16 protein-coding genes are annotated in these 18,384 nt (G+C 63.9%); 10 read left to right on the top strand and 6 right to left on the bottom strand.

The window, feature by feature from the left end:
• Window positions 1-26: 26 nt before the first annotated feature.
• Window positions 27-977, bottom strand: coding sequence for a DMT family transporter (locus AC1RUK_RS23285; protein ID WP_436170868.1), 951 nt, complete (start codon window positions 975-977; stop codon window positions 27-29).
• A 145-nt stretch (window positions 978-1,122) separates the two neighbouring features.
• Window positions 1,123-2,571, bottom strand: coding sequence for a helix-turn-helix domain-containing protein (locus AC1RUK_RS23290; protein WP_481838768.1), 1,449 nt, complete (start codon window positions 2,569-2,571; stop codon window positions 1,123-1,125).
• 248 nt (window positions 2,572-2,819) lie between these two features.
• Here AC1RUK_RS23290 and aceA point away from each other — a divergent pair, with 248 nt between their 5' ends.
• From aceA to AC1RUK_RS23305, 3 genes are all read left to right on the top strand, one after another.
• A complete protein-coding gene (aceA, locus tag AC1RUK_RS23295) occupies window positions 2,820-4,109 on the top strand; it encodes an isocitrate lyase (protein WP_436170866.1) in 1,290 nt (429 codons plus the stop codon).
• Window positions 4,110-4,166: 57 nt separating this feature from the next.
• Window positions 4,167-4,409 carry an SMc00767 family acetate metabolism repressor gene (locus AC1RUK_RS23300; protein ID WP_006202762.1) on the top strand — a complete coding sequence of 81 codons (243 nt, stop codon included), beginning with the start codon at window positions 4,167-4,169 and terminating at the stop codon, window positions 4,407-4,409.
• A gap of 245 nt (window positions 4,410-4,654) precedes the next feature.
• A complete protein-coding gene (locus tag AC1RUK_RS23305; protein ID WP_481839416.1) occupies window positions 4,655-5,116 on the top strand; it encodes a response regulator in 462 nt (153 codons plus the stop codon).
• Window positions 5,117-5,158: 42 nt separating this feature from the next.
• Here the strand turns inward: AC1RUK_RS23305 and AC1RUK_RS23310 are convergent, their stop codons facing one another.
• Window positions 5,159-5,875 carry an HAD family hydrolase gene (locus AC1RUK_RS23310; protein ID WP_481838767.1) on the bottom strand — a complete coding sequence of 239 codons (717 nt, stop codon included), beginning with the start codon at window positions 5,873-5,875 and terminating at the stop codon, window positions 5,159-5,161.
• A 154-nt stretch (window positions 5,876-6,029) separates the two neighbouring features.
• Between AC1RUK_RS23310 and AC1RUK_RS23315 the strand changes: the two genes are divergently transcribed.
• The 4 genes from AC1RUK_RS23315 (at window position 6,030) to AC1RUK_RS23330 (ending at window position 10,413) form a co-directional block, all read left to right on the top strand.
• Window positions 6,030-7,466, top strand: coding sequence for a glutamine synthetase family protein (locus tag AC1RUK_RS23315; RefSeq protein WP_436170863.1), 1,437 nt, complete (start codon window positions 6,030-6,032; stop codon window positions 7,464-7,466).
• A gap of 45 nt (window positions 7,467-7,511) precedes the next feature.
• Entirely contained in the window at window positions 7,512-7,877 is a 366-nt protein-coding gene (locus tag AC1RUK_RS23320) for a four helix bundle protein (RefSeq protein WP_481838766.1), read from the top strand.
• A 100-nt stretch (window positions 7,878-7,977) separates the two neighbouring features.
• On the top strand, window positions 7,978-9,264 hold the full coding sequence (locus AC1RUK_RS23325) for an NAD(P)/FAD-dependent oxidoreductase (protein WP_481838765.1): 1,287 nt from the start codon (window positions 7,978-7,980) through the stop codon (window positions 9,262-9,264).
• Between the two features lie 264 nt (window positions 9,265-9,528).
• Window positions 9,529-10,413, top strand: coding sequence for an SH3 domain-containing protein (locus AC1RUK_RS23330; RefSeq protein WP_481838764.1), 885 nt, complete (start codon window positions 9,529-9,531; stop codon window positions 10,411-10,413).
• 73 nt (window positions 10,414-10,486) lie between these two features.
• Here the strand turns inward: AC1RUK_RS23330 and AC1RUK_RS23335 are convergent, their stop codons facing one another.
• Window positions 10,487-11,233, bottom strand: coding sequence for an SDR family oxidoreductase (locus tag AC1RUK_RS23335; RefSeq protein ID WP_481839415.1), 747 nt, complete (start codon window positions 11,231-11,233; stop codon window positions 10,487-10,489).
• Window positions 11,234-11,512: 279 nt separating this feature from the next.
• On the opposite strand from AC1RUK_RS23335, the gene zwf reads away from it, so the two are divergent.
• The 3 genes from zwf (at window position 11,513) to edd (ending at window position 15,574) form a co-directional block, all read left to right on the top strand.
• Window positions 11,513-12,982, top strand: coding sequence for a glucose-6-phosphate dehydrogenase (gene zwf / locus AC1RUK_RS23340; RefSeq protein WP_481838763.1), 1,470 nt, complete (start codon window positions 11,513-11,515; stop codon window positions 12,980-12,982).
• Window positions 12,964-13,680, top strand: a complete 717-nt coding sequence (pgl, locus tag AC1RUK_RS23345) for a 6-phosphogluconolactonase (protein ID WP_481838762.1) — start codon at window positions 12,964-12,966, stop codon at window positions 13,678-13,680. Before zwf ends, pgl begins: the two co-directional genes overlap by 19 nt.
• Before the next feature lie 70 nt (window positions 13,681-13,750).
• The gene (gene edd / locus AC1RUK_RS23350) at window positions 13,751-15,574 is read left to right on the top strand and encodes a phosphogluconate dehydratase (RefSeq protein ID WP_481838761.1); all 1,824 of its coding nucleotides are present in this window, start codon (window positions 13,751-13,753) and stop codon (window positions 15,572-15,574) included.
• Between the two features lie 54 nt (window positions 15,575-15,628).
• Here edd and AC1RUK_RS23355 read toward each other — a convergent pair whose 3' ends face one another.
• Both AC1RUK_RS23355 and AC1RUK_RS23360 read right to left on the bottom strand, forming a co-directional pair.
• The gene (locus AC1RUK_RS23355) at window positions 15,629-17,281 is read right to left on the bottom strand and encodes a vWA domain-containing protein (RefSeq protein WP_481838760.1); all 1,653 of its coding nucleotides are present in this window, start codon (window positions 17,279-17,281) and stop codon (window positions 15,629-15,631) included.
• A 90-nt stretch (window positions 17,282-17,371) separates the two neighbouring features.
• Complete coding sequence (locus AC1RUK_RS23360) at window positions 17,372-18,370, bottom strand: GlxA family transcriptional regulator (protein ID WP_481838759.1); 999 nt, start codon at window positions 18,368-18,370, stop codon at window positions 17,372-17,374.
• Window positions 18,371-18,384 lie beyond the last annotated feature (14 nt).

Genomic DNA, 18,384 nt, shown 5'->3' on the forward strand with positions numbered 1-18,384 from the left:
AACGCGTGGGCAACCACGTCGCTGCATCAATTAGGCGATGGCACGCCGGCGACGCCTGGCCGCACGGGCCGGGTCTGGCGCGTGAATTCGAACCCGATGTGAACAAGCAGCGCGATGACCACGACCGCGCCGCCGATGATGGTGCGCGCCGACGGCACCTCGGAATGGACAAGCCAGACCCAGATCGGACCGAGGATCGGTTCGAAGGTGCCGAGGAGTGCGGCGACGGCGGCCGGGACCAACCGGGCGCCGGTGGCGAAGAAGACAAGGCCGACGCCGAGATTGATGACACCAAAGGCAAACAGAAAACCCATGTCGTGGCTGGAAACGGCGAATGCCGATGCCTGAGACGCGGCGAAGGCGCCGGCCAGCATCGTGCCAAGGCAGGTCGCCGGCGTCATGCGCACATAGGCGAAGCGCCGGGTGATGACGGTGGCGATCGAGAACACGCAGGCGATGAGCAGCGCCAGACCGTCGCCGATGGGAGACACGGTGCCGCCAAGCGATTCCGACACCATGATGGCGACGCCGGCAATGACGGCGGCGATTGCCAGCCAAGTCGCCCTGGTCACCCGCTCGCGAAACAGCAGCCAGGCAAGCAGCGCCGCCAGCAGCGGCACGCCGGCCTGCATCAACAGGATGTTGGCCACTGTGGTGTGGGCCAACGCGACGATGAACGAGGTCGATGCGATGGCGAAGCAGAAGGCCACGGCCAAGCCAGGCAGGCCCATGTCGCGAAACAATTTCAGCATGCCGCGCCAGCCGTCGCGCCAGGCCATGAACGCGATGAGAAAGGCGGCGGCCCAAGCCGAGCGCCAGAACACAATCGTCCAGTTGTCGGTGATGTCGATGAACCGGGCGATGGTGCCGCCAAAACTCCACACCAGCGCCGAGAGGAACACCAGAAGCATGCCTATACGTTCCTCGCGTGGCGAGACGACCGGCGAAGAAGCACTTGGCGATGCGGTATCGGTCATGGTTGCCACTGTCGCGATTTTCAGGACGGCACGATGCGCGATGGACGACAGAAACGTGCTTCAATTGCGTAGGGCAAAGACGAAGGTCGGGCGAGGTCCACCGGATGGCGGCGGTTGTGACAACGGAATGCCGTCGCGAACCGCCTCACTGAAAATCGAAGGCGCTCAACCCGGTCACCATCTCGTCGAGACCGAGCGGGCGTGTCACCGGCGGCTCGGCGCGGGCGAGGCATCCGATGCGTTCGCAGAGCCGGCAGGCGGGGCCGACCGGCGTGGCCGCGGCGGCGCTTTGTCCCGCCTTGCCGCTTGCGGCCGGACCCGGAAGGGCCGCGCCATAGACGATCTCGTCGCGAAAACCGATATCGCAGGCCAGCAGCAATGCGGTGCGTCGCGGACGCTCCGAGAACGAGCCTTGCGGGCCCTCCAGTGTGCGGGCGATGCAGAGGAATTCGGCGCCATCGGGCATCTCCACCGCCTCGACAAGGATCTGGCCCGGCAGCGTGAAGGCGGCGTGGACGGGAAGCTTTGGGCAGCCGCCGCCGAAACGGCTTTGTGGAAAGCCCTGGCTGCCCGCCTTGCGGAAGCGGTTGCCGGCATTGTCGACCTCGAGCATGAAGAACGGGACACCCTGCGCACCCGGCCGCTGCAGCATGGTCAGCCGGTTCGCCGCCTGTTCGAAGGACACCCCGAAGCGCGACCGCAGCACGTCGACGTCGTAGCGGGCGCGCAGCGCGGCCGAATGGAAGGCCTGATAGGGCATCATCAAGGCATGGGCGGCGTAGCGGCCGAGTTCGAAGCGGGCCAGCCGGCGGGCCTCGTCGGTGGTCAGCTTCAAGCCTTGAATCTCCCCGGCGACCGCGACCGTCATGCGGATCAGGCAAGCCTCCATCGCCACTTCGCGCAACTGGTCGAACGGCGACAGTCGCTCCGACAGGAACAGGCGCTGCGAATGGCGATCGTAGCGGCGACGCCAGTTCGGCATGGTGGCGACCGGCAGCACCTTGACCACGATGCCGTATTCGCGCCTCAGCCAGGCCTTCAGCGCGCCGAACAGGTCGTCGCCCGGCTCGAGCAGCGCGGTGAAGGCCTCGGCCTCCTCCTCGAGCGCGGAAAAGTGGTTCGGCCGGCGCTCGAAAATCTCGTGTACCTCGTCGACCGGCAGACGGGCGCTGGAGAGCGCGGTGGCCCGGCCCTCGCGCGCCAGAAGTTCGCTGAGATCCGAAAGCCGCTCGGCCTGCTCGCGATAGGCGCGAAAAAGCTTGATCATCGCGGCCGAGGCGTTGGGGGCGGCCTCGGCCAGCTCTATCAACTCCTGGTCGCCCGGCAGTTCGCCCGAAAGCAGCGGGTCGCCGAACACTTCCTTCAAGGCCGATATCGACCCCCTCGCCTCGCCCTGCAATTCATGCGGATCAACCTTGTAGACGGATGCCAGCCTGAGGATCAGCTGGACCGTAAGCGGCCGCTGGTTGCGCTCGATGAGGTTGAGATAGGAGGGCGAAATGCCGAGGCCCTCGGCCATCGCCGTCTGGGTCAGTCCCTTGGCGTTGCGGATGCGGCGGATGCGCGGCCCGGCGAAGATTTTCTGGTCGGCCATCGTCTATCCTTGACAGGATTTTACACAAACGCAGCGCGGTAGGCGGCGCATCGTTCTTTACAATCATGACAAATTTACAGCGCCCGCCAGTCAAACACAACACAGGTTTTCTTTTATTTTCCGCTCGAAACGGCGGTTTTCCTCGCTTGCTTCGCGCCGCAATGTAAATGATGTCACACACACCAGCGACGCAGACCTACAATGACGCGGCGTTTCCGAGACCACCATCGAATGATCTGGAGTAACCAATGACCGATTTTTACAATCTCGTCCCGTCCGCGCCTGAAGGCCGGTTCGACGGCATCGAACGGCCCTATTCGCCGGAGGATGTGAAGCGGTTGCGCGGGTCGGTCCAGATCCGCCAGAGCCTCGCCGAAATGGGCGCCAACCGTCTGTGGAAGCTCATCCACGAGGAGGATTTCGTCAACGCGCTCGGCGCCATGTCGGGCAACCAGGCCATGCAGCAGGTGCGGGCCGGGCTGAAGGCGATCTATCTGTCGGGATGGCAGGTGGCGGCCGACGCCAACACCGCGTCGGCGATGTATCCGGACCAGTCGCTCTATCCGGCCAACGCGGCACCCGAACTCGTCAAGCGCATCAACCGCACTCTTCAGCGCGCCGACCAGATCGAGACCTCCGAAGGCAAGGGGCTTTCGGTCGACACCTGGTTCGCCCCGATCGTCGCCGACGCGGAAGCCGGTTTCGGCGGACCGCTCAACGCCTTCGAGATCATGAAGGCCTTCATCGAGGCGGGCGCCGCGGGCGTCCACTATGAGGACCAGTTGGCATCGGAAAAGAAGTGCGGCCATCTCGGCGGCAAGGTGCTGATCCCGACCGCGGCGCATATCCGCAACCTCAATGCGGCACGCCTGGCGGCCGATGTCATGGGCACGCCGACGCTGGTCGTCGCGCGCACCGACGCCGAAGCGGCAAAGCTTTTGACCTCGGACATCGACGAGCGCGACCAGCCCTTCGTCGACTATGATGCCGGGCGCACGGTCGAAGGCTTCTATCACGTGAGGAATGGTATCGAGCCCTGCATTGCGCGGGCCATCGCCTACGCGCCTTACGCGGACCTGATCTGGTGCGAGACCTCGAAGCCTGACCTGGCCCAGGCCAAGAAGTTCGCCGAGGGCGTGCGCAAGCATCACCCGGGCAAGTTGCTCGCCTATAATTGCTCGCCGTCGTTCAACTGGAAGAAGAACCTCGACGACGCGACCATCGCCAAGTTCCAGCGGGAACTCGGCGCCATGGGCTACAAGTTCCAGTTCATCACGCTGGCCGGGTTCCACCAGCTCAATTTCGGTATGTTCGAACTGGCCCGCGGCTACAAGGCGCGGCAGATGGCGGCCTATTCGGAATTGCAGGAGGCCGAGTTCGCGGCGGAAGCCCATGGCTACACCGCGACCAAGCACCAGCGCGAGGTCGGCACCGGCTATTTCGACGCCGTGTCGATGGCGATCACCGGCGGCCAGTCGTCGACCACGGCAATGCATGAATCGACCGAACACGCCCAGTTCAAGCCAGCAGCGGAATAACAAGGCAAGACAACCAGAGGAAACGCCCGAGAGGGCAAGGACACAAGGAGAAGACCAATGGCATCGATAAGCCGCGTCAAGGAACGGGCCGAAGAACAGTCGACCACGATGAGCGTCGACCAGCAGGCGACCATCCGCATGCTGGCCAACGATCTGCACAGGCTCAACCAGTCGGTCATGAAGGCGGTCGAAGCCGGCGTCTCGGTCGAGCTCGTGCGCTCGGCGCGGCACCATGGCGGCGACGGCAATTGGGGCGACTTGTTGATCCCGGTGATCGTCACCCAGCAGAGCCACGGCTGACCAAATTCTGAGGCGCGCTCGCTTCGCGGGCGTGATTTGGCCGAACGCAGTCTCGCCCGCGCGGATCCGCGCGGGCGACTTTCGTTCTAGCACTACTGCCAGGAATAGAACTTGCACTAAATTTTAGCTTTTCTTGCAATATTGTAGATGCCCGCCGTTTCAGCTTGACACCGGCATTGATCTCACGCCATTTGTGCTCCAGGTTTCAACCCTGCATTGAAACAGAGATGAGTGCCCGCCCGCCTATGTCCCCTTTGAATCGCGAGACCAGGACTGTAAAACACCTCAATCTGTCGGAACGCGCCGCGAGCATCGAGATGGTAACGGACTTCTCACAGGTGCTCGTCGTTGGGAAATCACCGATCAACCGGGTCGTGGTTTCGAAAATCGTCGAGAAATCCGGGCTAAAGCCGATCTCGGAATCACCCGAGACGGCGGCGAAGGCGCTGCGTTCCCTCATCCCCGGCGCGATCGTGCTGGACGGCGGAGCCGACAACAAGGACTGCGACACGCTGCTGTCCGGCATCGACGCACTGCGGCGCACATCGGGCAGGGCACTACCCTCGGTGGTCCTGCTTTCAACCAAGAATGGCACGCCAGAGAGCCTGGGCCTGTCGAGCGTGATCGACGTCGTGGTCGCCAAGCCGATCACACCCGAAAGGCTACAACCGGTGATCGACCGGTTGATCGGATTGTGCCGTAGCTGACGGCTTGAATTTGCCGCGGCCGGTTCAATGGCCGCGATGTCATCAGCCTGATGTCGCGATGCTCTCGACCAGAGCGGGCAGTTCGCCGAGATCGGCGATCTGGCGAAAGCGTGGCGCGGTCGCCGGCGGCTCGATATATTCGAGCACCCAGGTCAATTCATGCGGCACGTGGATGCCCCAACTGCCGGCCTCGATGGCCGGCACCACATCGGACTTGAGTGAGTTGCCGACCATCATGCTCTTCTCGGGCCCGTCGCCATGACGGCCGAAGATCCTGGCATAGGTGGCTGCGCTCTTGTCGCTGACGATCTCGACGGCATCGAACAAATCGCCCAGACCCGATTGCGCCAGCTTACGCTCCTGGTCGAAGAGATCGCCCTTGGTGATCAGCACCAGGCGATAGGCGCCGGCAAGTCTTTCCACCGTCTCGCGTGCGTGGGGAAGCGGCTCGATCGGGTGGCTGAGCATGTCGCGGCCGGCGGCGAGGATTTCGGCGATGACGGGCGCCGGCACGCGGCCCTCGGTGATCTCGATCGCGGTCTCGATCATCGACAAGGTGAACCCCTTGATGCCGAAACCGTAGACGCCAAGGTTGCGCCTCTCGGCCTCCAGCAGTCTTGCCGAAATGTGCTCGGCATCGCCGTGATCTTCGAGCAGCCCGGCGAAGCGCTTCTCGGTCATGCGGAAGAACTGCTCGTTCTGCCATAGCGTGTCATCGGCATCGAAGCCGATCGTGGTCAATTTACGGGTGTCTTGCATTCGACGCCTTCCACTGGGACCGCCCGAGTCTGCGGTGGCCGAAACCTAAGATGCCTGCAGCGATTTTCAACTGGCAGGGCGAACCCAACCGGGCTCCCCTTCCTTCCATCACCAGCCACGGCTATACTCCAAAATCCGAAACCCAATCTGGTGAATGATGCCGCCTGCGAAAAAGGAAGTCCGTCCGTCGAGCCGCGGAGGACGTGTCCGTACGCCTGCCTTTGTGAAAAACCAACGTGGCGTCAAGAACTGGAAGGAAGTCAGCGCCTGGCTGGAATGGCGCGGCATCGAAGATATCGAATGCATCACACCGGACCAGGCCGGTGTCGCCCGCGGCAAGATGATGCCGTCGAAGAAGTTTACCTCCAACACGTCGCTGGCGCTGCCTTCGGCGGTGTTCATGACGACGATTTCCGGCGGTTATCCGGAGGACGGCAACGGCTTCCATTATCCGGAGGACGACGGCGACCTCAAGCTGATGCCCGACCTTTCGACACTGACCGTGGTGCCGTGGGAAGAGGATCCGACGGCGGCGGTGATCTGCGACCTCGTTCACCAGGACGGCCGCTCGGTCGAATTCACGCCGCGCAACGTGCTGAAGCGCGTGCTTGCCGCCTACGACAAGCGCGGCCTGAAGCCGGTGGTGGCGCCGGAGATCGAATTCTACCTGGTGCGCAAGAACCCCGATCCGGACTATCCGCTGACGCCACCGGTTGGGCGCTCGGGGCGGCCTATCGGCGGCGGCGCCGGCTATTCGATCGCCGGCGTCAACGAGTTCGACGAGTTGATCGACGACATCTACCATTTCTCCGAAAGCCAGGGGCTGGAGATCGACACGCTGATCCATGAGGAGGGCGCGGGTCAGCTCGAGATCAATTTGCGCCATGGCGACCCGATCGAGCTCGCCGACCAGGTGTTCATGTTCAAGCGCACCATCCGCGAGGCGGCGCTGAAGCACGAGATCTATGCCACCTTCATGGCCAAGCCGATCCAGGGCCAGCCCGGCTCGGCCATGCACATCCACCAGTCGATCATCGACAAGAAGACCGGCCGCAATGTCTTCTCGGCCGAGGACGGTTCGGAAACGGACGCCTTCTTCCACTTCATCGGCGGCATGCAGAAGCATGTGCCGAACGCGCTGGTGATGTTCGCGCCCTACGTCAATTCCTACCGCCGGCTGACGCAGGCGGCCTCGGCGCCGGTCAACAACAAATGGGGCTATGACAACCGCACCACAGCTTTCCGTGTACCGCGCTCCGATCCGGCGGCGCGGCGCGTCGAAAACCGCATCCCCTCGTCCGATGCCAATCCCTATCTGGCGCTGGCCGCGTCGCTGGCCTGCGGGCTGATCGGCATGACCAACAAGATCAAGGCCGAGCCGCCGGTGCTGACGACCGCCAACGAAGACGAGATCGACCTGCCGCGCGGCCTGCTCGAAGCCGTCGACCTGTTCGAAGGCGACGAGGAACTGGGAGCGATCCTCGGCAAGTCGTTCACCGCAACCTACGCGGCGATCAAGCGGGCGGAATTCGAGACCTTCATGGAAGTGATCAGCCCGTGGGAGCGGGAGTATCTGCTGCTGAATGTTTAGGGGAGTAAGGGAGTAGGGCAGTAAGGGAGTAGGGGGCGACAGACGATGGCGAAGATCGAGTCGTACCGAGATCTGATCGTCTGGCAGCAGGCCATGGACTTGGCAGTATCAGTCTACCAAGCGACAAAGGCTTGGCCGAAGGAAGAGATCTACGGGATGACAGCTCAGGCGCGCCGAGCAGCTACCTCTGTGCCCGCCAACATTGCTGAGGGTTACGGTCGAGAAAGCCGAGCTTCCTATCAGCAATTTCTCAGAATCGCCCAAGGATCCCTCAAGGAGTTGGAGACGCATCTCATGATTGCGCAACGTGTCGGAATCGCCTCGCAGGGGGCGATCGAACCATTGATGATCCGTAGCGAAAGTGTGGGGACACTCTTGCGGCTTCTGATCCGCAAATTGTCACCTGAATAGTCCCTACCTACTGCCCTACTGCCCTACTGCCCTACTGCCCTACTGCCCTACTGCCCTACTGCCCTACTGCCCTACTGCCCTACTGCTTTGCCCGGTGCTCATGCCCTACCAATCCCCCATTTCCCCCGGCATCTCCTGGTATGAGGATAGCGCCGGGCCGCGAGCTGAATATCCGGCGCTCGACGCCGACCGGTCTTGCGACGTCGTCGTTGTCGGCGGCGGCTTCACCGGGCTGTCGGCGGCGGCGCATCTGGCCAAGTCGGGCAGCAATGTCGTGCTGATCGAGGCACACCGGTTCGGCGACGGCGCGTCGGGCCGCAATGGCGGCCAGCTCGGCACCGGCCAACGCGCCTGGGCCGAGGAACTGGAAGCCGAATACGGCTTTGCCCGCGCCAAGGCGCTGTTCGACCTTGCCGAAGAGGCCAAGGCGCATCTCCTCGAATTCGCCGCCGCCAACAGCATCGAGATCGACTACATGCCGGGCCAGCTGTCAGTGGCGCACAAGCAGCGTTACGTCGACGACTACAAGGCGCATGCCGAGATCATGGCGAGCCGCTTCAACTATCCGCATATCGCCTTCATGGACGCCAAGGAGACGGCGGAGCGGCTGGGTTCGACCGCCTATTTCGGCGGCACCCGCGACATCAGCACGGGGCATATCCACCCGCTGAAGCTGCTGATCGGTACGGCAAGGGTGGCAGAGGAAGCGGGCGCCCAACTGTTCGAGCAGACGCCGTCGACCGGCATCAGCTCCAGTGGCGGCAAGGTGAGGGTCACGACACCGAAAGGCACGATCACTGCCGAGAAATGCCTGATCGGCGTCAACGCCTATGGCGGCACACTGGAGCCGGTGAGCGCTGCACACATCATGCCGATCGGCTCCTTCATCGGCGCGACGGTGCCGCTCGGGGCTGACACAAAAGTGCTGCCGGGCGGCGAAGCCGTCGACGATTCCCGCTTCGTCGTGCGCTATTTCCGCAAGACAGGGGACGGCCGTCTGCTGTTTGGCGGACGTGAGATCTATGCGGTCAAAGATCCGAAGGACATCCATATCCACATCCGCCGGCAGATCTCGGAGCTCTATCCCGAGTTGAGGGATGTCGAGATCACCCACGGCTGGGGCGGCTATGTCGGCATCACGGTGCCCAGAAAGCCGTTCGTGCGCGAGGTGATGCCGAATGTCATCTCGGCCGGCGGCTATTCCGGCCACGGCGTCATGCTGTCCAACTTCTTCGGCAAACTCTATGCCGAGACGGTCGCCGGCAATCGCGACCGGCTGAAGCTGATTGAGGACCTGAAGATCCCGCCCTTCCCGGGTGGCCGGCGCTTCCGCACGCCGCTGCTGTTCCTGGCGCTCAATTGGTTCGCCCTGCGGGACAGGATCTAACAAAGGCATCTCCGCGCGGAATCAGACTGTTAAGTCTGCTGTTGGCTTGCCCAAGCGACACGTTGCAGAATCCTTAACAAGTGTGCAAAATTCCCGCCAAGGGCGCACTGATGCCACAATCGCCGGCAAAAGGTACCGGTTCTGGGCTATCAAACGGGGACTTCCGCGGGCATGCCCGCTTAGGTTTTTGGGACCGATGCCGATCGAAAGCCGGATTCCGGCGCCGATCGAAAGAACGTCGGCCCGTATGTTGGAGGTAGTGGAGTGAACGAGCCCTTCAGTTTCGGTGCGCCGGAACGGCGGCGCTTCGCCATGCAGTTCGGTTATGAGATGCGGCCCACTTTCTGGCAGGGTGTCCGCTCGAACTCACATCTGGTGATTGCAGCGGTCGGTACCGCGGCACTGCTTGGCGTCGCGGGCGTGGCGCTGTGGCTGGCATTGCCGGCCAACGACCGGCAAGCCATCGCGAGCCCCGAGCAGACCGTTCCAGCCGTTCCGGTGAAGACAACCAAGATTGCGCCCCCGACCGCGAACGCGACGGTCGCCGTGGCAGCACCGCAGGCAGCGCGCAAGGCCGACGCGGTTTCACCGGCGGTGGCGGCCAAGGAGGCCAACATCCCGGCGCTGGCGGCCAATGACCCGCGCTGGTCCGGTGCGGACACGGAAGCCACGACCACCCCTGCCAGCACGGCGGTGGCCGCCCCCTCCGGGCAGGCGGCAAACCAGCCCGCGGACGAAAGCGCCAAGCCATCGGCGGCGGCCTTCGCCGAACCAGCAGCGAAAAACGACGCAACGACTGCGCTATCCGCGGTCGCAGCACCAGAAGAAGCAGCGACGGACGACAGCATGGACGGCGCACAGACCGCCGCCATTCCCACACCAAAGCCGCAGGTTGCGGCGGTGAGTGCTGCTGCCAGCGAAGGCGACGACAGCCAGGCCCAGGCCAAGCCACAGAAAGCGAGCGCCGCCACCGGACGCATCCTGAAGGCCGTCACGATGCGGGCGGGTCCGAAACAGAAAGCCGCCGCCATGCTCACCGTGCCGGCCAAGACTTCGGTGCAGGTCATAAGCTGCAAGAAATGGTGCCAGATCGTCTACAACGGCAAACGCGGCTGGATCTACAAGACCTACATCAAGACCGGCGCCTGACGATCGGCAGTGGCGGTTGAGCGCCGGGTAGCAGCCGGCACAGCCGGGTGATCAGTCTCCCGGCAGTCGCGGTTCAGATACAGCGCCCGCCATCGACCTCCAGCGCCACGCCGGTGATGAAGGCGGCCTCGTCCGAGGCAAGCCAGAGTGCAGCGTTGGCGATGTCGAGCGGCGTCGAGAGACGGCCTAGCGGGATCGAGGCACGGAACTTTTCGCGGATCTCGGGCGTGTCGGCGCCCATGAATTTCTCCAGCATGCCGGTCTCGCCGGCGACGGGACAGAGGCAGTTGACGCGGATGTTCTTAGGCGCCAGCTCGACCGCCATCGACTTGGTCGCGGTGATCGCCCAGCCCTTCGAGGCGTTGTACCAGGTGAGGCCGGGCCGGGGCCTGAGACCGGCGGTCGAGGCGGTGGTCAGGATGACGCCGCCGCCCTGCCGCTCCATGATCGGCACGACGGCGAGAGCTGCGTGATAGATCGCCTTCATGTTGACGGCGGTGATCAGGTCGAAGGTCTCCTCGCTGACATCGAGCATGTCGCCGTTGCGATGGGTGTAGCCCGCATTGTTGACCATGATGTCGATGCGGCCGAAGGCGCTCTTTGCGGCATAGACCATCTCATCGAATTCGGACCGCAGCGAAACGTCGGTCTGGGTCCAGATCGCGGCCTCGCCGATCTCGGCGGCGACGCGTTCGGCGCCTTTGGCGTTGAGGTCGGCGACAACGATTTTGGCGCCTTCCTCGGCAAATCGCCTGGCCATGCCTTCGCCGAAGCCCGACGCCGCACCCGTGATGATGGCGACCTTGTTTTCCAGGCGCATGCTTTTCTCACCCATGATGAAGACTACTCATTGCGCCGGCCACAACCCTCGAAAGATGTGTAGCAAACGCCAATTTCTCCTTTGGCTTTCGTCACAATCCCGCACTATGTTGCAGGTGCGAAGGCTCCTGGAACCATCGTCCGTCGACAGACCTCCGGCTTGTGCCAGTGTCAAGGGGCACGCTTAAGCACTTAGATGTGACACCATGGCACTGGAATATTTAAATCGATTAGATTATATCAGCCCCGTCACTGCGACCGGCGCCAAAGCGGACAGACCATGACCAGCCAGATCATTCCCGTCGATCCTTTCGACTTCATCATTTTCGGCGGCACCGGCGACCTGTCGGAACGCAAGCTCCTGCCCTCGCTCTACCATCGCCAGCGCGACCACCAGTTTTCCGAACCGACCCGGATCATCGGCACCTCTCGCTCGAAGATGACCGACGAGGAATTCCAGGCCTTCGCCAAGCAGGCGATTTCTGATCATGTGAAACCAGCCGATATCGACGCCAAGGAGTTGAAGACCTTTCTGGCGCGGATGTCCTATGTCTCGGCCGACGCGACCACGGGGGCCGGCTTCGACAAGCTCAAAAAGGCGATCGGCGACAGCGACCGCATCCGCGCCTTTTATCTGGCGGTTGCTCCGGCGCTGTTCGGCGATATCTCGCACAAGCTGAAAGAGCACAAGCTGATCACGCCGAATTCGCGCATCGTGCTGGAAAAGCCGATCGGGCGCGACCTCGCCTCGGCACGCGCGCTCAACGATTTGGTCGGCGACGATTTCCACGAAAGCCAGATCTTCCGCATCGACCACTATCTCGGCAAGGAGACGGTGCAGAACCTGATGGCGCTGCGTTTCGCCAATGCGCTTTACGAGCCGCTGTGGAATTCGGCCAATGTCGACCATGTGCAGATCACGGTCGCCGAAACGGTCGGCCTGGAAGATCGCGTCACCTACTACGACAAGGCCGGCGCGCTGCGCGACATGGTGCAGAACCACATGCTGCAGCTTTTATGCCTTGTCGCCATGGAGGCGCCGTCGTCGATGGACGCCGACGCGGTGCGCGACGAAAAGCTGAAGGTGCTCAGGGCACTGAAGCGCGTCAACGGCAACGAGGCGCCGAAGCATACGGTGCGCGGCCAGTATCGCGCCGGCGCCTCGGCCGGCGGGCCGGTGAAAGGCTATGTCGAGGAACTCGGCAAGGACAGCAACACCGAGACCTTCGTTGCCATCAAGGCCGAGATCGGCAACTGGCGCTGGTCGGGCGTTCCGTTCTATCTGCGGACCGGCAAAAGGCTGGCGACCCGCGTTTCGGAAATCGTCATCGAGTTCAAGCCGATCCCGCATTCGATCTTCGGCGACAGCGCCGGGCCGATCTTCGCCAACCAGCTGGTCATCCGATTGCAGCCCGACGAAGGCGTCAAGCAGTTCATCATGATCAAGGATCCCGGTCCGGGCGGGATGCGATTGCGCCAGATCCCGCTTGACATGAGCTTCGCGCAATCCTTCGACGGCCGCGCGCCGGACGCCTATGAGCGGCTGATCATGGATGTCGTGCGCGGCAACCAGACGCTGTTCATGCGCCGCGACGAGGTCGAGGCGGCATGGAAGTGGATCGACCCGATCCAGAACGCCTGGGAGAGCGCCAGGCAGGAAGCGCAAGGCTATACGGCCGGCACATGGGGGCCATCGGCCTCGATTGCGCTGATCGAACGCGACGGGCGGACATGGCACGAGAGCAATTGAACGGCGCCAGCTACAACTGGAACGGCTTCGCCGATCGCCCGGAGCTGGCGGCGGCACTCGCCGGCCATGTCGCGGGACGCCTGACCAAGGCGATCGCCGAGCGCGGCACCGGGCTGCTCGCCGTCTCCGGCGGCACGACGCCGGCGAAGTTCTTCGCTGCGCTCTCTCATATTCCGATCGCCTGGGACAAGGTCACGGTGACGCTGGTCGACGAGCGTTTCGTGCCGGCCTCCTCGCCGCGCTCTAATGCCGGACTGGTGGCCGCCAACCTGCTGCAGAACGCGGCCGCCGCCGCACGTTTCGTGCCGCTCTACCATGAGGCGACAGGCATCGAGACCGCCGCGGCGTCCGACGATTCGGCATTGCAGTCGCTGCCCTGGCCGCTCGACATCGTCGTGCTGGGCATGGGAGGCGACGGCCACACCGCCTCGTTCTTTCCCGACGCGGACGACCTGGCGACATTGCTCGACCCGTCCTCGCAAAAGATCGTGCTGCCGGTTCACGCGGCCAGCGCCGGCGAGCCGCGGCTGACGCTGTCGCTGGCCCGGATCGTTGCCGCCGGCTTCATCGCGCTCCACATAGAAGGCCAGGAAAAACGTAGCGCCTTCGAGAACGCCATGGCGCCGGGACCGCAAAAGCCGATCCGCGCCGTGCTCGAGGCGGCACCCAGGGCCGTAGAGGTTTTCTGGGCACCCTGATTTTCAACTCGCCAATGGTCCCGGCAGACGGTGGGAGGATGTTTTCCGGGACTTGAAAGGACCGACCGCCATGACAGCCAGACGCGACATCGAAGCCATCACCGAACGGATCCGCCAGCGCTCCAAGCCAGGCCGCGAACGTTATCTCGGCCGCATCGCCGAGGCCTCGAACCGCACCGCCAATCGGGCGGTGCTGTCCTGCGGCAACCTCGCGCATGGCTTTGCCGTCTGCAGCCCGTCGGAAAAGGTGGCGCTTGGCGGCGACCGGGTGCCGAACCTAGGCATCATCACCTCCTACAACGACATGCTGTCGGCGCATCAGCCGTTCGAGACGTTTCCGGCGCTGATCAAGGAAGCGGCGCGCGAGGCCGGCGGTATCGCCCAGGTGGCCGGCGGCGTGCCGGCGATGTGCGATGGCGTCACGCAGGGACAGCCCGGCATGGAGTTGTCGCTGTTTTCGCGCGACGTGATCGCCATGGCTGCCGCGATCGGCCTCTCGCACAACATGTTCGACGCTGCCGTCTATCTCGGCGTCTGCGACAAGATCGTGCCGGGGCTGGTGATCGCCGCACTCACTTTCGGCCACCTGCCGGCGGTGTTCGTGCCGGCCGGACCAATGACGACAGGCCTGCCCAACGACGAAAAGGCCAAGGTCCGCCAGCTCTTTGCCGAGGGCAAGGCCGGACGGGCCGAGCTGCTCGAGGCCGAGTCCAAATCCTATCACGGGCCGGGCACCTGCACCTTCTACGGCACCGCCAACTCCAATCAGATGCTGATGGAGATCATGGGCCTGCATACGCCGGGCGCCTCCTTCGTCAATCCCGGCACGCCGCTGCGCGACGCGCTGACCCGCGAGGCGACGAAGCGGGCGCTGGCGATCACCGCGCTCGGCAATGCCTATACGCCGGTCGGCCGCATGATCGATGAGCGCTCGATCGTCAACGGCGTCGTCGGCCTGCACGCCACCGGCGGTTCGACCAACCACACCATCCATTTGATCGCCATGGCGGCGGCCGCTGGTATCGCGCTGACCTGGCAGGATATTTCCGACCTTTCGGAAGCCGTGCCGCTTTTGGCGCGGGTCTATCCGAACGGCCTTGCCGACGTGAACCATTTCCACGCGGCGGGCGGGTTGGGCTTCCTGATCCGCGAACTACTCGACGAAGGCATCCTGCACGAGGACGTGCAGACGGTGTGGGGCGAGGGCCTCAGGCCCTATGCGGTCGAGGCCAGGCTCGGCGAAGACGGCAGCGTGGTGCGCGAGGCCTCGCCGCTGGAAAGCGGCGACGAAAAGGTTCTGGCGCCGTTCGCCAAGGCGTTCCAGCCGACCGGCGGGTTGAAGGTGCTTGCGGGCAATCTCGGCCACGCCGTCATCAAGACGTCCGCGGTGAAGCCGGAGCGGCGCCTCATCGAGGCGCCGGCCAAAGTCTTCGACAGCCAGCAAGGGCTGAACGAGGCGTTCAAGGCCGGTACTTTGACCGGCGATTTCATCGCCGTCATCCGCTTCCAGGGGCCGAAGGCCAATGGCATGCCGGAATTGCACAAATTGACCACCGTGCTCGGCATCCTGCAGGATCGCGGCCAGCGCGTGGCGCTGGTCACCGACGGGCGCATGTCGGGCGCCTCCGGCAAGGTGCCGGCAGCGATCCATGTGACGCCGGAGGCGGTCGAGGACGGGCCGATCGCCAGGATCCATGAGGGCGACATCATCCGGCTCGACGCCGATGCCGGCACGCTGGAAGTGCTGGTGCCGGGGACGGAATTCGCGCTGCGCCGCACGGCGGACGCCGACCTGATCGGCAATGAGTTCGGTTTCGGCCGCGAGCTGTTCGCCGGCTTCCGGCAACTGGTCGGCCGCGCCGACCATGGCGCCAGCGCCTTCGGAACGGCTTGAAGGACATGAAAAAGGGCGGCTTGCGGCCGCCCTTTTTCATTCGCCCATGCGATCCTATTGCACCGTCAGTTCGGATCGCTCGCCGGCCTTGACCGTTACGGTGCCTTCCTTGGAGCTGCTGTCCGATTTCTCCGAGACGACGGTGTAGTCGCCCGCCGGTATCGCCGCCTGATACTTCTGGTCGTAGGCATAGCCGAGCGACTTGCGGTTGCCGTTGATGTCCTTCTCCATCTCGAAAATCTCGATCTTCGAGGCTCCGGGTGCGGTGATCGCCAGCACGCCGGCATTCAACGCAATTTTCACATCCTGAAGCTCGCCGACCTTGACGGTGAACGGCTGCTCGACGACGGCGAGATCGACCGTCGCAATCAACACATAGTCATCCGGCGGCAGATCGAACTTGCTGTCGGGCCCGTAGGAATAGGTCACCTCGTCCCTGGTTCCGTCGATCTTCTTTTTCGCCTTGAGCACCTTGAAGCCGATGCCTGAAGCGTCCGCCTTGTCGCCGCCGGCGGTATAATAGGCGTTGGCGACGACATGGCCGACACCGGCGATCATGTCCTTTTCCACGGTCTTGCCGGCAGCCAGCGCGATCGTCTCGGTCACCGCGCCCTGCCCGATCGTGACGATCACCTTCTCGTCACCGGCCGGCAACACGACTTTCGTGGTCCCGTAGTAGGTCGCAGGGTGATCGGCGCCTGGATAGTCGATGACGACGGCCGCGCCATCGACGACATCCGCGCCCGGGCTCGGCCGCGGATGGATGATGAGCGTGCCGGCATTCAAGGTGAAGAGCGGCTTGTAGACCTGGCCCGCCTCGATCTTGACCTTCTGCTCGACCCTGGCCTCGCCGTCCTGCGCGACGACGACATAGTCGCCCGGCTCCAGATTGCCCTTGTAGGCGCCATATTGGGTGGTGACGGACTCGCCGCGCGTGCCGTCGGACCCAGCCTTGTAGATCTCCCAGGCATTGCCGTCGGTGATCGGATCGCCACCTTCGGCCATGACGACGGTCGGGATGAAATTGAACTCCGGCTTGGCAGGCTCTGGCGCCGGTTCGGGGGCGGGTTCGGGCGCCGGTGCCGGCGCCGCCACGGTCTCGACCAGCGCGTCCTGCAGCGCTTTCTCATCGGAGGCCTGGATGTATTTGCCGCCGGTATTTTCCGCGAGGCAGGCGATCTGCTTGCCTTCGTCGGCGGTCAGCCCGAAGCCGACGACGTCGGCGGTGAAGTCGATGCCGGACGCTTCCAGCTCCTTGCCGAGCGCGCAAGGATCGCCGCCGCAGGTTTCAAGCCCGTCGGTGATGAGGACGACGGTGGCCTTGTCCTGGGTGTATTTCAGCGCCTCGGCCGCCTGCTTGACGGCGGCGGTGAGCGGCGTCTTGCCGAGGAATTTCATGCTGTCGGCGGCGGCGGAAATTGCGCTGGCCGAGCCCGCCTGCGGCGGCACGATCAGTTCGATGTCGTCGCAGCTGCCCTTCTGGCGATGGCCGTAGGCCATGAAGCCGATTTCCGCGTCGGCCGGCACCGACTGCAGCACGTTGCGCAGCGATTCACGGGCGATTTCGAGCTTCGGCCTGCCGTCGATCTGGGCCCACATGGAGCCGGACGCATCGAGAACGATGATGACCTTGCCGGCGGCAAAGCCAACCGAAGTCATCGACAAAAGGAGGATCGCCGCAGCGACGCTCCGCAAAAGTCCCGCCATCAAAATCTCCTGAGATCGCCCTCTGGTCCGCGCCGGAAAGGTATTTGACCCCGCGTCAGGACACAAGTCCGAGACTGCAAGGAGCACGCGTCAATACGTCGTGCGCCGCTCTTCGGAAGGCGGGCGACCGAATTGCAGCCGGTAGCTCTGGGCAAAATAGGAGTGCGAGGTGAAGCCGGTGGCGATCGCCACGTCGAGGATCGGCATGTTGGTCTGGCGCAGCAATTCGCGCGCCCGCTCGAGCCGCAGCCGCATATAGTAGCGGCCGGGCGTGACGCTGAGATGGCGCAGGAACAGGCGCTCGACCTGGCGTACCGAGAGACCGGCCGATTTGGCGAGTTGCACCGCCGACAGCGGCTCGTCGAGGTGATCGGCCATCAGTTCGACGATGCGCCGCAGCTTCTCAGACTTGCCGGTCAGGTCGCGCTCCGGCCCGACGCGCTGGCGGTCACCGGCGGAGCGGATGCGCTCGTGCTGGAACTGGTTGGCGACGCCGTTGGCGAGATTGGAGCCGAAATCGCCGCGCACGATCTCCAGCATCAGGTCGATCGAGGTGGTGCCGCCGGCGCATGTATAGCGCTTGCGATCGATTTCGAAGACGTTGCCGGTGCAGTTGATGTCGGGGAAGCGCTCCATGAAGCCGGCGCGGTTTTCCCAATGGATGGTGCAGCGATAGCCTTCGAGCTGCCCTGCTTCGGCGAGCAGGTAGGAGCCGACCGAGAGCGCGCCGAGCGCATTGCCGCGCCGGCCCCAGTTGCGCAGCGCCGCCAGCACCTTGCTCTTGCCGGGGAATTCGGTAGTGAGCCCGACCGAGACGAACAGGATGTCGACAGGCGGCAAGTCGGCGACAGAATAGTCGATCTTGAGCGGCAAGCCGTTGGAGGCCATGACGGCGTCGCCGTCGGCCGACACCGTCGTCCAGCCATAGAAATCGCGGCCAAGCAGGCGGTTGGCCGAGCGGAAGGTGTCGATCGCCGCCGCCAGCGAAAACATCGAAAACTTGTCGACCAGCAAGAAGGCAAATTGCCGGCCGCCTTGAACGGGTTCGTTCGTGAGCGGCCGTTCGACGGAAGCAGTAAGGTTTGGCAACGCTCAAGCTTTCC

This window comes from Mesorhizobium monacense (assembly GCF_056781675.1).